This is a genomic window from Phocaeicola plebeius, assembly GCF_003437535.1.
Lineage (GTDB): Bacteria > Bacteroidota > Bacteroidia > Bacteroidales > Bacteroidaceae > Phocaeicola > Phocaeicola plebeius_A.
In genome coordinates this window covers 54,702-69,209 of the sequence record NZ_QSQT01000015.1, presented here as the reverse complement: position 1 = coordinate 69,209, position 14,508 = coordinate 54,702, and the positions used below count along the sequence as shown (strand labels likewise).

10 protein-coding genes are annotated in these 14,508 nt (G+C 44.6%); 3 read left to right on the top strand and 7 right to left on the bottom strand.

Annotated features, from left to right (window positions below):
* Positions 1-13 precede the first annotated feature (13 nt).
* On the top strand, positions 14-1,219 hold the full coding sequence (locus tag DXD04_RS09215) for a sugar MFS transporter (protein ID WP_117672861.1): 1,206 nt from the start codon (positions 14-16) through the stop codon (positions 1,217-1,219).
* 112 nt (positions 1,220-1,331) lie between these two features.
* Here DXD04_RS09215 and DXD04_RS09210 read toward each other — a convergent pair whose 3' ends face one another.
* From DXD04_RS09210 to DXD04_RS09200, 3 genes are all read right to left on the bottom strand, one after another.
* The gene (locus DXD04_RS09210; RefSeq protein ID WP_147330758.1) at positions 1,332-1,892 is read right to left on the bottom strand and encodes a hypothetical protein; all 561 of its coding nucleotides are present in this window, start codon (positions 1,890-1,892) and stop codon (positions 1,332-1,334) included.
* 220 nt (positions 1,893-2,112) lie between these two features.
* Positions 2,113-3,300 (bottom strand): alkaline phosphatase family protein, encoded by a 1,188-nt coding sequence (locus DXD04_RS09205; protein WP_117672811.1) that lies wholly within the window; start codon positions 3,298-3,300, stop codon positions 2,113-2,115.
* A gap of 93 nt (positions 3,301-3,393) precedes the next feature.
* Entirely contained in the window at positions 3,394-6,594 is a 3,201-nt protein-coding gene (locus tag DXD04_RS09200; protein WP_117672809.1) for a TonB-dependent receptor, read from the bottom strand.
* Positions 6,595-7,012: 418 nt separating this feature from the next.
* On the opposite strand from DXD04_RS09200, the gene DXD04_RS09195 reads away from it, so the two are divergent.
* Complete coding sequence (locus tag DXD04_RS09195; protein ID WP_117672807.1) at positions 7,013-8,188, top strand: MFS transporter; 1,176 nt, start codon at positions 7,013-7,015, stop codon at positions 8,186-8,188.
* A gap of 22 nt (positions 8,189-8,210) precedes the next feature.
* A complete protein-coding gene (locus DXD04_RS09190) occupies positions 8,211-9,380 on the top strand; it encodes a DUF3843 family protein (RefSeq protein WP_117672805.1) in 1,170 nt (389 codons plus the stop codon).
* 72 nt (positions 9,381-9,452) lie between these two features.
* Here the strand turns inward: DXD04_RS09190 and galK are convergent, their stop codons facing one another.
* The 4 genes from galK to DXD04_RS09170 form a co-directional block, all read right to left on the bottom strand.
* Complete coding sequence (gene galK, locus DXD04_RS09185; RefSeq protein ID WP_117672803.1) at positions 9,453-10,607, bottom strand: galactokinase; 1,155 nt, start codon at positions 10,605-10,607, stop codon at positions 9,453-9,455.
* A gap of 85 nt (positions 10,608-10,692) precedes the next feature.
* The gene (locus tag DXD04_RS09180; RefSeq protein ID WP_117672801.1) at positions 10,693-11,976 is read right to left on the bottom strand and encodes an MFS transporter; all 1,284 of its coding nucleotides are present in this window, start codon (positions 11,974-11,976) and stop codon (positions 10,693-10,695) included.
* A gap of 49 nt (positions 11,977-12,025) precedes the next feature.
* The gene (locus DXD04_RS09175; protein WP_117672859.1) at positions 12,026-13,120 is read right to left on the bottom strand and encodes an aldose epimerase family protein; all 1,095 of its coding nucleotides are present in this window, start codon (positions 13,118-13,120) and stop codon (positions 12,026-12,028) included.
* A gap of 94 nt (positions 13,121-13,214) precedes the next feature.
* On the bottom strand, positions 13,215-14,501 hold the full coding sequence (locus DXD04_RS09170; protein ID WP_117672799.1) for a bifunctional folylpolyglutamate synthase/dihydrofolate synthase: 1,287 nt from the start codon (positions 14,499-14,501) through the stop codon (positions 13,215-13,217).
* Positions 14,502-14,508: the final 7 nt, after the last annotated feature.

Sequence of the window (14,508 nt, the reverse complement as noted above, 5' to 3'; positions counted from 1 at the left end):
AGGAGGGGCAAGGATGAAGAAAAAAGGAATTGCCCTGGTGGAACGCCAATACCTGTTCCCCTTTGTACTGATTACCTCACTCTTTTTCCTGTGGGGATTTGCCCATGCCATTCTGGACGTGCTGAACAAGCATTTTCAGGAACTGCTCACCATCACCCGTACCCATTCGGCCATGATTCAGGCCACGATGTACATGGGTTATTTCATCATGGCCATTCCGGCCGGATTGTTCATCAACCGTCACGGATACCGTAAGGGTGTGGTGCTTGGATTGTTGCTCTACGGAATAGGCTCGTTGTTGTTCATTCCCGGACAATATATAGCTTCGTTCAATATGTTCCTGTTCTCGTTATTCGTCATCGGATGCGGACTAACCTTCCTGGAAACGGCCGCCAATCCGTATGTGACGGAGTTGGGAGCACGGGAAACGGCTGCCAGCCGACTGAATTTCGCTCAGTCATTCAACGGGCTGGGATGTATCTTTGCACCGATTCTGACCGGTCTCTTGCTTTTCTCCGACGAAGACAAAGGAGCAAGCGGTAATGTGGCTCTTCCGTATGCCGTGATGGGAGTGATTGTCCTGCTGGCTGCGCTGGCTTTTATGCGCGTACGTCTGCCGGAAATTCCTCATGAGGAGGAAGTGGATAGTGAAGGCCATCGCGTAGGTCTGTGGGCGCATAAGCTTTTTGTGTTCGGACTGGTTGCACTGTTTGCCTACGAGGTATCCGAGATTTCCATCAATAGTTTCTTTATTAACTACGTGACGGAAGTTGGCTGGATGAATGCCCGCGATGCTTCACTGGTACTTTCGTTCGGCGGATTGGGACTGTTCATGGTAGGACGTTTCGTGGGAAGCTGGATTATGCGCCGTGTCCGTGCCGAGAAGATGCTTTTCTGGTGTGCTACGGGAACAGTCATCACCACCCTGCTGGTGATTCTGGATTTAGGCTCCGTATCGTTCGTGGCCCTTCTTTGCGGCTATGCCTTCGAGGCCATCATGTTCCCCACTATTTTTGCCCTTTCGCTGAAAGGGCTTGGCAGTCATACGAAGCGCGCCTCTTCCTTCCTGATGATGTCGCCGGTGGGCGGTGCCGTAGGCCCCGTGCTTATGGGACTGGTAGGAGATTGTGCCGACATGCACTGGGCATTCATCGTGCCTTTTGCCGGCTACGTGGTGGTGTGGTTCTATGCCCGTCATATAATGATTCAGAAAAACTGATGCCGCTTTCTTTGGCGGTCATGTCATTCATGATAAAGAAGCGCGAAACCCTTCAGTGTCTCCCGACACCGTGAGGGCTTCGCGCTTCGCTTTTAGTGATAATTATAGTAAGTTATTTGTCTTGAGGAGCCAGTGGATGTGCCGGACATGCATTCGGGCAGCATGGGGCGGGCATGTGTCCCGGATGGACTGTTCCGGCGTGTCTCATCGGGAAATGGCCTTTGTGAAATCTGCCCGGGCGCTCCATGCTGAATACCTTTTCCAGCTGGCGGGCATTCAGAATCTTCTTGAATGAAGCATAGTACTTCTTCTGGGTATCGAGCACTTTCTGACGAACTTCAAAGCGTTGTTCGATGTCCTGCTGAATCTGTGCGTCTGTACGTTCGCACGGTTTTACTTTATTTTCTTTTGCGGCCGGACGGCATTCTTTCAAGGCAGTCAGGTATTCCTTGTAGAGAGAAGTAAACTGGGCTAATTTGGCATCGTCCAGCATCAGTTGTTTTCCCATACGCTGAGCCTGTGCTTCCATACGTTGTTCCGGAGTGAGTTTTACCTTGCAAGGCTTTTCGGCTTTTTCCGGACAAACCTGAGGTGCAGCATTTTGTGCCATCACGCTTCCAAAACCTAAACATACGGTAAGAATCAATGTAGATAATAAATGAGTTGTTTTCATTGTAGTCGAAATTTAAAAGTGAATAATCATTTTCAGTGCACTTACGACTTTAAGACAATGAATCCCTCTTGTGGTTTATTGGGAAAATGCTTTTTTAACATTTTAGGAGATTTAATTTTTGAAGTGTGAAATCCTTTGATAAAAGTTGTGAAAAATGTAAACTAGCTTAGTAAAATGAATGCAATCAATTCTTTTTTCTTTCCAAAAGATGTGGAAAATATCACTGAATCAGCATATTTTCAACCTCTTCCAGGCATCCGTCTGTCTTTTCTGGAGTAATGTGGAGCAGACGGGCCAGCAAGGAATAAATCGATACATTTCGGAACTTCGGAGCTTCGTATCTTTTCTTGAAATCCGGTCCGCATGCCCGGAACATTACCTGCATATCGTCGTAGGTCGGGTCAAATCCATGGGCACCTGGCAGCGTCTTGTTGCCTTCCTCCACTAGCCAGCCTAAATCAGGCAGTACGATGATGTCGCCCACACGCGGATTGCTTCCATAGTTCAAATAAGCAGGAATATCTTCTTTTTTCCATACCCGTACGTGATTCAGTCCCTGTAGTGCCTGATACACGGAGTCGCGGTATTCCGGTTTCGTATAAATCTGTGCCGGAAGATTCCCGTCAATCAAGGAATACCATTTTTCGTTCAACAGGTGCTTGATGGGTACAAAGCGGTCTGCGCTGACAGTCGCCATTCCGTGGTCGGACGTCACAATCAGGTTGATGTCCTTTCCGAAAGGTAAGCTTTGAAGTCCTTCCCATAAGTATTTCATGAGGGCATCCAGCTCTTCCACGCAGCGGTGTGTTTCCTTGCTGTGCGGACTATAAGTGTGTCCGTAGGTATCAGAATCTTCGAAATAAATCATAACCAACTGGGGACGTTCTTCTTCCGGAAGCTTCAGCATTCTCAGTGCTTCTGCCACACGCTCCGTCTGGGTGAGCCGGGGTTTCTGGTCGTACACGTGATAGTAGGTGGGGTGCTGTCCTTTTACGGAAATGTCAGAGCCTACCCAGTAGATGTTTCCCGTTTTGATGCCCTGCTTCTGTGCGGTAATCCAGATAGGTTCTCCGCCATAATAAGACGCATCGTTGCGGGTTTTCAGATTGTTCATCTTGTAAAGTTCCTGGCGCTGTGGGTCCCAGAAGGTATTGGCTACGATACCATGGTGGTCGGGCACTAGTCCCGTAGCAATGGTATAGTGGTTGGGGAAGGTTTTCGAAGGGAACGAGGGAATCATGGTGGCCTTTACACCTTCACGAGCCATTCGGTCGAAGAACGGCGTGTCGTACATCTGCGGGTAGTCCCAGCGAAACCCGTCGAGGGATACAATGACGGTGTAGTGCTTTCCGGCCCACATAGAGAGGCAGATGCACCACATCATACACAGCGAGATAAGTTTTTTCATAAGTCTGGTTATTGTTAGAGGATGATAAAAAGAAAGGTGTATTGCCGTTCTTTTGTGGGCAATACACCTTTTATGTAAAGGGTTAGTCTTTCATTAGAAAGTCAGTCTTACACCCACCTGGCAGTGCCAGCGTGAGCTGATGTCGCTCTTCTTGATTTCGGCATTGTTGTAGTAATACAATGGAGTCGTTTTATCAGCAGCAAATTCCTTAAGAGTCAGTGGAGAAAGGTTGTAAGCAGATTCATAGCTTGCACCCCATTTCTTGTTCAGCATATTGGCAAAGTTGATGATGTCGAATGTAAATTCCAGTTTGCCCATACCCTGAATATTGTAGATAGTCTGAGCCAAGTGTAAATCAATTTCATGTTCCCATTTGCTCAGGTTTGAATTACGTTCTGCATACTGACCTCTGTGGTTCTTTGCATAACTGTCGTTTTCAATCCATTGCTTGAAAGCTTCACGGCTCTGTGCAGCAGTCATGATAACCTTGCCTGTTTCTTCATCAATATTATCAATGAAGGTCATTTTGTTTAACTCTTCATCAGTTGGTATGTAAAGCAAAGAGTTACCCTTTTGGCCGTCACCGTTAAAGTCCTGTTTTTCGTTCATTGTCAGGCTGTAGCGGCTTCCTGAGAATCCATTATAAATAACAGCAATTGTGGTGCTTGTCCATCCATTCCAGTATTTAGGACTATTATAAGATGCCTGAACCATTACACGATGAGGAATATCGAATTTAGAGAAGCCAAGCTCATTCTGAGAATTGGTATCTACAGAGTAGTTGTATTTCCAGTTAGAGTAAGCTACTGAACTTGTTCCATCGTTTACTGATTTTGCATGTCCAAAGGTGTAAGATGCAGACATGTCCAAACCAAAGTTGAAATGTTTTTCCAGCAATGCCGATAAAGCATATGTATATCCTTTATTAGTATTTCTCAGGTTGATGATGCTATAATAATCGCTTTGTCCTTTAGTATAATATGGAGCGACTGATGCCTCCACTCCAGGGATTGCATATACTTTTTCACCGTTATTTGTCAGTGCCAAGTTCTCAAAGAATACGTTATTCATGGTTTTTGAATAGATACCTTCCAATGTCATTTTGATATCACCCGGCAGTCTCTGTTCCAAGGCAAGGTTAGCGCGGAATACTTGCGGATATTTGAAGTCTTTAGATACAGTTACGATATCCGGGCTGAAATAACCGCTTCCAGAATTTGCTCCAGCCATAGGATTGTTGGCATACTGTCCTAAAGAAGGAGCTGTGTGGGTATGATTTTTACCATCTTTGGGTTCGATAGTGGTACCTTTGCTTTCCATACCTGTATTGTTGAATGCATTTGACAACCATACAAATGGTACGCGACCTGTAAAGATACCTATACCACCACGCAATAAAGTCTTATGTGAGTCATTGGTATACCAACGGAATCCTACGCGCGGTGAGAACAGGACTTTTGCACTTGGGTTTTCTCCTACACGAACGCCAAAACCTTTTTGTGCAGCATATTCATTAAATGTAGGGTTCTCAGTCGGATTATTAAATACTACCGGAATATCAATACGCAAACCATACGTCAGGTTGAAGTTGTTGCTGATATCCCATTTATCTTGTGCATAGAAACCAAACTGGCCAGATTTCATGGCAGGAGCCCATTGTGTGTCGCCTCCCGTTAATTCTGGGTCCGTGTATTTGTAAGAGAATTTATAAGGCTGATCATCCAGGAATCGTTGTAAGTCAGCATAATACCAAGAACCATTTACAGCTTGGATAAACAGATTCTTCATGCGGTATATTTCGTTGTGTGTACCGAATGTCAGTGTATGGTTACCTAAATACCAAGAAAGGTTATCTTCGAATGTATAAATGTCTTGATCCAAGTAGTTGGCACCAGAAGAATACTCTGTACCGATGTTAGCGGTAATGGCTGTTTTTTGGTCACCACCTAAAATGTCTTCAATCTGGACTGTAGGACCTTGGTAAGCTACGTCACGGTGGTCACGAATGAAGCTGGCTGAAGCACGGAATTCATTGTACAAATTCTGTCCCAAGTGAGAGTTCAACTCTGCTACGATAGAATTTGTTTTATTGTTCATACGGTAGCCACTGTTTACGAAAGTGTATGAAGTGGATCCCACTCCGTAGTTGTCATCGTATGAGTTGTTGTGTTGGTAACGCAGAGCTAATTTGTGGTTCTGGTTGATGTTCCAGTCAATACGAGCTAACAGCCCAAATGATTTACTTTCAATATCGCGCTGTCCATAGTTTTCCTGAATACCTGTTAGTTTAGCATATTGGTCAGCAATCTGTTTGGCTACATCATTGGTGATATAGCTGTCAGTATATCCCGGGTAAATACTTGAAGGATAAGATTCTTTCTTCGCTTCTGCACTTACAAAATAGAACAATTTGTCTTTTACGATGGCACCGCCCAATGTTCCACCGTAAGTACGAGTGTACTGCTGGGTGAGTGGAGACTTCTCATAACCGCGTACGGCACTGTATTTACCATACATGTTCTGGTTGTTGAAGTAAGTGTAAGCCGAACCGTGAGTGGTGTTAGTACCCTGCTTGGTGATGGCATTGATACCACCTCCAGTAAATCCGCTCTGACGTACATCGAAAGGAGCAACGACTACCTGAATTTCCTGGATAGCATCCATAGAAATCGGGTTGGCACCTGTCTGGCCACCGTTAGTTCCGGATGCTGACAAACCAAATACGTCGTTACTTACTGTACCGTCAATCTGGAAGCTGTTGTAACGGTTGTTTGAACCGGCGAATGTGATACCTCCGTTCTTTGAAGTCATGGCCATCGGCATGTTCTTCACGATGTCGTACACGTTACGGTCGACTGTCGGAGTGTTTTCGATTTTCTGTGTAGAGAAGTTGTGTGCAGCTCCGGCATTCGCTTTTGCATCGGCTACGACTACTACTTCGTCCAACAGTTCTGAACTTGGTTTCATTTCGGCATTCAGGCTGAGTGTGTTACCCAGTTCGAGTGAAATACCTGTAAATGCAGTTTTGTTGTAACCTACGTATGAGATTTCAATTTTGTAGGGACCACCGGTACGCATACCTTGGATGGTGTAACGTCCGTCTACGTTTGTTACTGCACCGTAGAGAGTTCCTGACGGTTCGTGGATAGCTACCACTGTAGCACCGATAACCGGGGCTTTGGTTTCATCTAAAACTTTTCCGCTGATAGCAGAAGTTGTTACCTGAGCATTTGCGCCAACAGCCATGGCTGAAACGACTAATGCGGAAAACAGGAATTTGGAATGATGTACCATAAAATTTTAATTAAATTGTAAATCTATTTTCGCGTTTTAATTCGCTTAATACTTTGTAGTTAAGTTCGTTGAATCTTTTTGTATTACTTGCTTTTTCTGTTGCAAAGTTAAAAAATCTTTTCAACGAATAATTAGAGAGTGGACGATTTAACAAATTAGGCAGTCGATAATTAACTTTTTTATTTTCCTGTCGGATAGGGAATATAGAACGACAGACTTCTTTTTTCTTGATTTTGTGTGAGTTATATAATTCAGGTAATATGTAATAAGTTTGTAATTTGAGAACTGATGAAAGAAGAATCTGACAAGGTTATTGTATGAATCCTGAATTTATTTTCATTTTGCTTTGTGGTTGACTTTATTATGGACATTTGTTTTTTTGTCTATTTTTGCAAAATGAAAGTAAGAGTTTATCAATATGAAACAAAAATTGGAAGAGAATAAAGGAATTCCGGCTTCGTTACTGTGGATACTGGCCATTATATCAGGACTTTCAGTGGCGAATCTGTATTATAATCAGCCGTTGCTGAACCGTATCAGTGAGGATTTGGGTATCTCGGAGTTTACAGCCAATCTGATACCTATGACCACACAGATTGGGTATGCGCTGGGATTGTTGTTTATTATTCCTTTGGGGGATTTGTACAAGCGGAAGAATATCATTGTTATTAATTTTCTCTTGTTGTCGGTGGCGACTTGCAGTATAGCCATGTCTGTGAATGTATTTTATATCTTGCTGGCTTCGCTGGTGACAGGGATTTGTTCGGTCATGCCACAGATTTTCATTCCGATTGCTGCACAGTTCTCACTGCCACAGAATAAAGCACGCAATGTGGGGATGATGGTCAGCGGTCTGCTGACCGGAATTTTGGGTTCACGGGTAATCAGCGGTTTTGTAGGCGAATACTGGGGCTGGCGTACGATGTATTATATTGTAGCCGTCATCATGTTGCTTTGTATTTTTGTGGTAGTTCGGGTGTTGCCGGATATGCCGCTAAATTTCAGGGGTACGTACAAAGGACTGATGAAATCGCTTTTTACGTTGTACAGGGACAATTCGACCATCCGTCTGGTATCTGCACGGGCCGGACTTTGTTTTGGTAGTTTCCTGGCGTTATGGGCATGTTTGGCCTTTAAGTTGAGTGGGGAACCGTTTTATGCAGGAAACAATATCATCGGTATGCTGGGATTGTGTGGGGTGGCCGGTGCACTGACGGCCTCTTTTGTTGGGAGTCTGGTACATAAGTTTGGAGTGCGGTTTTTCACTTTTGTTGGTTGTTCGCTCATCATTGCAGCCTGGATAATCATGTTTATATTCCAGAATTCTTATTTAGGCTTTATCGTGGGAATTATCGTGATAGATATCGGTATGCAATGTGTGCAGATAGGTAATCAAACCTGTGCGTTGTCGCAGGCTCCCAAGGCGACCAACCGCGTGAATACCATCTTTATGACGACTTATTTTGTGGGTGGTTCACTGGGAACTTTTCTAGCCGGTACTTTCTGGCACGCTTGGGGCTGGACCGGAGTGGTCTGTGTAGGAATCGGTCTGACACTGATTTCACTGCTTGTGACGCTTTTTACTCGAAACTGATTATTCAAATGAACGAATATATATGAAAAAGAATGTGATTTATTTGAACGACTGGCTGGCTATTCATCCGTATACGACAGTTTGTTCTTCAGATACGTTTTTTGTGGAATTGGCCAACAAACTTTATGCGGCTTGTCATTTGGAGGAATTGCCTGAGACGTTTCGCAAGTATTTAAGTTTGTATGTGGCAGCTTATCTGGAAGACATCATTTCCGGCCTGGGATTGTGGCAGGGATTTACCACTGCTCATTCCCGTTTGTATGGCAGGTGTCTTCCATTCTATCCCACGGGAAAAGATTATATAAAGGGAGAGGTAAACCTGGAGGACGTACGTTTCATTATCTGGAATACATGGCAAAAGGCTCCTTACTCGCGTGGGTATGTAAATCCGCTGGATACCTCAATCTTAAAGCAGGCACAGGCTTTTCTGCCTTTACTGGAGGAAGCTTATGAGGTGGCTCCGGAGAATGAGTTGCTGAAGGATTATTTTGCCGGCTATGCAGATGAAAAAGAGGCTGACCGGAAATTGTCATGGCTTTTCGGGCACACTTACCTTACGGAGCCTTCTATGTTGCCTTACATTGAACGGGTGGCACCGGATGACCGTTTTATTATCCCTACGGGTCCTTTGGCGTTGTTCCTTCACGAATGGATTGAGTTGTTGGCTGGTAAGCAGGCAAAGTGCTGGAAATCGGTTCCTCGTCTGTATCAGGAGGAAAAGGAAATGCCGGAAACTGTTTTGCAGAAGAATGCGGAGATTTATCGTCTCTTTACCTTGTGGACTGGCGGACGGAAGATTATTTATCTCAACGGTTATGATTCACTGAAGCGCTTCCTGGTAGAGATTCTGCAGTGGCCGGATGATGAGAATCATACCTTGCCGCAGATGAAGAGTTGCCGGAACTTTGTATTGATGGTGGATGAGCAGAAAGGGCTTTTGCTGGCGAAGGATGTGTGTGAATACATCGCCGACACGGAAAATCCTTATTATGATCAGGAAGAGGCATCGCAAAATGCATTCCGGATGTTGACGGAAGAGATGCTTTGTCCGCCGGACTTGTTGCATTATTGCATTGAGAAAAACTTGCTGCCAGATGCAGAATTGCCTGAAGTAGGAGAGAAGATGCTGGTGAAACTGAATGCGGACTTTATTGCGCGGCATTCATTACTGTATTATTATCGCGGCGATTGATTTTGTCGAGTATATATCATAAAAAAAGCACGAACCGAAATTCGTGCTTTTTTTATATTAATGGATATAGAATTAGCAAACCTTGTGTGAACCGTCGCTGATAACTACATCGTATACTTTCGGGCTGCGACCGAATTTTTCTTTGAAGCGTTCTTTTGCAGTAGAAATGAATGTTTCGTACAATTCATTCTTAACCAGGTTGATGGTACATCCACCGAATCCACCACCCATTACGCGTGAACCAGTAACTCCACAGTCAAAAGCAATATCGTTCAGGAAGTCGAGCTCTTCGCAGCTTACTTCATACAGTTTGCTCATACCATGGTGAGTTTCATACATTTTCTGTCCCACTGTTTCGTAGTCGCCTTTTTCCAATGCGTCGCATACGTCGAGCACGCGTTGGATTTCTTCGATTACGTATTCAGCACGCATGTAGTCTTCTTCAGAAACTTCAGCTTTTACTTCGTTCAGCATATCCATTGTGCAGTCTCTCAGGAATTCTACAGTCGGGTGGTTCTTTTTGATAGCAGCTACAACAGCTTCGCAGCTCTGACGGCGTTTGTTGTATGCAGAAGATGCCAGTTCATGTTTTACTACAGAGTCAACCAATACCAAACGGTATCCGTCCGGTCTGAACGGGAAGTACTGGTATTCCAGTGAACGGCAGTCCAGACGAATCAGGTGACCTTCTTTACCGAATACAGAAGCAAACTGGTCCATGATACCGCAATTAACTCCGCAGTAGTTGTGTTCTGTAGCCTGACCTACTTTAGCCAGTTCGAATTTATCAATTTTGTTGTCGCCGAACAAATCGTTCAATGCGTATGCGTATGTAGATTCCAATGCAGCAGAAGAAGACATACCTGCACCCAGAGGTACATCACCTGCAAATGCAGTATTAAAGCCTTTTACGTCAACTCCGCGTTTGATCATTTCACGGCAAACACCAAAGATATAACGTGCCCAGCTTGCTTTCGGAGCATCTTCTTCATTCAATCCGAATTCTACATAGTCTTTCAAGTCGATAGAATAAGCGCAAACTTTATCTTTTCCGTTCGGTTTGATTTCAGCCACCATACCTTTGTCTACAGCTCCTGGGAATACAAAACCTCCGTTGTAGTCAGTGTGCTCACCAATCAGGTTGATTCGTCCCGGAGAAGTATATACTGAGCCTGTTGTACCGTCGAAATGCTTGATAAAGCGGCTTCTTACAAATTCTATGTCCATAATGATAAAAATTAAAGGTTAATAAATTCTGGTATATAAACAAGAAAGGATGAAGAATGAGTCCATCCTTCATCCTTGTGTTTTATTATTCAGTCGGAATGTCTTTGTTTACATTCTTGCATCCGATCAACGCATAGAACAACAAGTATGCCAATGCGGCTGCAATTACGATAAAGCTGTTCAGGTAACCTGCTGAGTCGGCTACTCCACCTTGTAACAGCGGAAGCAATCCACCACCGCAAACCATTACCATGAAGATTCCAGAAGCTGCTTCTGTGTATTTACCCAGTCCTTCTACAGCCAGGTTGAAGATACCACCCCACATGATTGAAGTACAGAGTCCGCAGAGTGCCATACACATTACGCTGACAGGAACTGCTTCCAATCCGAATGACAGACTAGCTCCGCTTTTGAATACCGGCATGTTGACTACGCTGCTCAACGGAGTTACGAAGGCAATACCGATCAAAACCAATCCGAGAATAGAAGCTACGGTCAACATGGCCTTACTGCTGAACTGAGCACCGAGTGAAGCACCAATCAGACGACCGATAAGCATCAGGAACCAGTAAGTACCTACGATAGAACCTGCAATAGCCGGATCGATACCCAGACCGCCTTCATTTACTTGTGCAGTCATAAACAGGTTTGCAAAGTGAGGAACACCTACTTCAATACCTACGTAAACGAAGATGGCGATGGTTCCCAGCTTGAAGTGACGGAAAGACAACGGGCTGTGTTCGCCTTTGCTCTTGTTTGCCTTAGACAAACTTGGTTCAGGGATAGCCATGAAGAAAAGTACCAGAAACGCGATGGCGAAGATAGCCATGGCAATGTAAAGTGCCGGCAAAGCCTTAGCGATAGTACGTTCTTCTACGTTGGCACCCATCAGGTAACCTACCAATACCGGAACGATAGTAGCTGACAAAGAGTTCAGTGAACCGCCAGTCTGGATAAGCTGGTTACCTTTCTTGCCGCCACCACCCAGAGTGTTCAACATCGGGTTAACTACTGTGTTCAGCATACACATAGAGAAACCAGAGATGAAGGCTCCAGCCAAATATACAGAGAATCCGCCTTTAGAGGCCAATGCCTGAATACCTACACCAATGAATCCTACTGCAATAGCAATCAATGCTGTTTTCTTGTATCCGATTTTCTGTAAAAGAAGTCCCGAAGGAATACCCATAAAAGCGTATGCAATGAAGTTCGCAGCGAATCCGAGTGTAGCTTCCAGGTTGGTAGCTCCAAATTCACTCTGTACGATAACTCCAAATGGAGCCGGCAATCCGGTTACGAAAGAAATCATAGCAAACAATGCGAACATCATTACTATGGGTAACAAATAGCTTTTTTGTTGTTGTGACATGTTGTTTAAAGGTGTTAGTTTGTTATAGGTTAATTAAAGAACTAGATTTTTATTTTTCAACTCCGAATTTATAGATAGTTACCTGATGGTAGGTATCTTCCGGCTTCAACACGACTGACGGGAAGTGTCCTTTGTTGGGTGAGTCGGGGAAGTGCTGTGCTTCAAAGCAGATGGCACTTCTTGCCGGGAATGTAGCACCGTGGTATCCAGTGAAACCATTGTGCCAGTTGGCTGTGTATACTTGTACACCCGGCTCTGTAGTATAAACTTCCAGCGAACGTCCGCTTTCCGGTTCTATACATTTAGCCGCAAATACCAGAGCTTCCGTTTCGCGTTTGTTCAGCACGTAGCAATGGTCGTATCCGGCTCCGTTGATGAGCTGCTGGAACGGTTCATTGATACGGCTTCCCACTGTGTGCGGTGTACGGAAGTCCATCGGAGTACCTTCTACCTTCAATACTTCTCCTGTAGGGATAGATACTTCGTCTATTGGAATATAAAAATCTGCGTTGATTGTGACAATGTTATTGTCTACGGTCGGAGTCGGATTATTCAAACCTGCCAGGCTGAAAAATGCGTGGTTGGTCAGGTTGGTGATGGTCTTTTTGTCGCAGTTGGCTACGTAAGTGATGACCAATTCGTTCTCTCCTGTCAGTGTGTAAGTAACTGTGATGTCCAGATTGCCTGGGAAACCTTCTTCCCCATCTTTAGAGAGATAGTGCAGCGTTACACTATGTTCATCTTCCTGTTTGGCATCCCAAACGCGGGCATGGAAACCAGTCGGACCTCCATGCAGGGAGTTAGGACCGTTATTGATGGTCAAATTATGTTCTTGTCCGTCCATCAGGAAACTGCCTTTCGCAATACGGTTGCCATAGCGTCCGATTAATGTACTCAGGAAAGGTTCGTGACTGTTGATTACGTTGTCGATACTGTCATGTCCCTGCACCACATTGGCCAGTTTACCGTTTTTGTCCGGTACCATCACAGTTAAAATTGCTCCCCCATAGTTTGTAATTGCTACTTCGGTACCTTGCTGGTTCGAAAGAATAAACAAATCTGTCTCTTTGCCGTCTACAATTTTTTGAAAATCTGCTCTTTTTAAGCCGCTTAAATTATTTTCTTTGTAAAATGTGTTGTTCATATTATTAAAATCTTTTAGTTCACACATTATTTTGTTGTGCAAATAAAAAGATTTTCTTCAATATACCCAAACATTTTCGAAGAAAGAACGTTCTTTAATTGTTTAAAGAAAGTAAATCGGCGACAATAAAACTGCTTCCTCCCACAAAAATAAAATCATCCGGCTGGGCCTGTTCCTTGGCTGCTTCGAAGGCTTCTTTCACATGGGGGTAGGCTTCTCCGTGTAAATTGAAGGTCTCGGCCAGTGCTTTCATCTGCTGGTAGGGAAGAGCTCTTTTCACGCTGGCTTGTGTGAAATAATATCGGGCATCTTTAGGCAACATAGACAATACACCGCTCACATCCTTATCGTTCACCATGCCGATGACAATATGTAAGGTTTTATAAGTCTGATGTCTGAGTTGCTCGGTTATGTATTGCATACCACCCGTGTTGTGTCCGGTATCGCAGATGATGGTCGGTTTCTCACCTAATTTCTGCCAGCGTCCCATCAGACCGGTCAGCTCGCAGACATGAAGGAAACCTTTGCGTACATTCTCTTCAGACAGGTTGTATCCTGCATGACGAAGCTGGCGGATAGCCGAGAGTAGGGTATTGGTATTCTTTAGCTGGCATAAGCCTCCCAGTTCGCCCTCCAGTTGAGGATAGTCAGCTGTTTGGTAAACGTAATGCATCGCTTCGTTGCGGGTCGCATGGATGAGCAGGTGCTCGTCTTCGGCAAATACAATGGGAGCCCCTACGGCAGTAGCCTTAGCCTGGAAGACTGGTCGGGTTTCGGGGGTGGTTTCACCGATTACAACCGGAGTACCTTCTTTAATGATGCCCGCCTTTTCTGAAGCAATTTTTTCCAGGGTATTACCTAAAAACTGTACATGGTCAAAACTAATGTTGGTAATGACACATAAGTCGGGCTGAATGATGTTGGTGCAGTCCAGTCTTCCTCCAAGACCGACCTCTATGACAGCTACATCCACCTGCTGTTCAGCGAAATAGGTGAATGCCATAGCAGTGGTAAGTTCAAAGAAAGAAGGGTGGAGCGGTTCGAAGAAAGCACGGTGCTTTTCTACAAAATCGATGACAAATTCCTGACTTACCGGAGTGCCGTTTACGCGGATACGTTCACGGAAATCCACCAGATGAGGAGAAGTATAAAGTCCGGTTTTATAGCCTGCAGCCTGTAGAATGGCAGCCAATGTATGCGAACAAGAACCTTTTCCGTTGGTTCCTGCCACGTGAATCGTATGGAATTTGCGGTGAGGGTGATGGAAGTAATCATCCAGGGCATACGTGTTGTCTAATCCTTCTTTGTAAGCATCTTTGCCCACCTGCTGAAACAGAGGGGCACTATTATATAAGTAGGTAAGTGTTTCCTGATAATTCATGATTTCT

Excerpts from the sequence above, each read along its gene's own strand:
- DXD04_RS09210 (WP_147330758.1), bottom strand. The coding sequence starts at position 1,892 with ATGAAAACAACTCATTTATTATCTACATTGATTCTTACCGTATGTTTA.
- DXD04_RS09215 (WP_117672861.1), top strand. The coding sequence starts at position 14 with ATGAAGAAAAAAGGAATTGCCCTGGTGGAACGCCAATACCTGTTCCCC.
- DXD04_RS09200 (WP_117672809.1), bottom strand. The coding sequence starts at position 6,594 with ATGGTACATCATTCCAAATTCCTGTTTTCCGCATTAGTCGTTTCAGCC.
- galK (WP_117672803.1), bottom strand. The coding sequence starts at position 10,607 with ATGGACATAGAATTTGTAAGAAGCCGCTTTATCAAGCATTTCGACGGT.
- DXD04_RS09195 (WP_117672807.1), top strand. The coding sequence starts at position 7,013 with ATGAAACAAAAATTGGAAGAGAATAAAGGAATTCCGGCTTCGTTACTG.
- DXD04_RS09180 (WP_117672801.1), bottom strand. The coding sequence starts at position 11,976 with ATGTCACAACAACAAAAAAGCTATTTGTTACCCATAGTAATGATGTTC.
- DXD04_RS09205 (WP_117672811.1), bottom strand. The coding sequence starts at position 3,300 with ATGAAAAAACTTATCTCGCTGTGTATGATGTGGTGCATCTGCCTCTCT.
- DXD04_RS09175 (WP_117672859.1), bottom strand. The coding sequence starts at position 13,120 with ATGAACAACACATTTTACAAAGAAAATAATTTAAGCGGCTTAAAAAGA.
- DXD04_RS09190 (WP_117672805.1), top strand. The coding sequence starts at position 8,211 with ATGAAAAAGAATGTGATTTATTTGAACGACTGGCTGGCTATTCATCCG.
- DXD04_RS09170 (WP_117672799.1), bottom strand. The coding sequence starts at position 14,501 with ATGAATTATCAGGAAACACTTACCTACTTATATAATAGTGCCCCTCTG.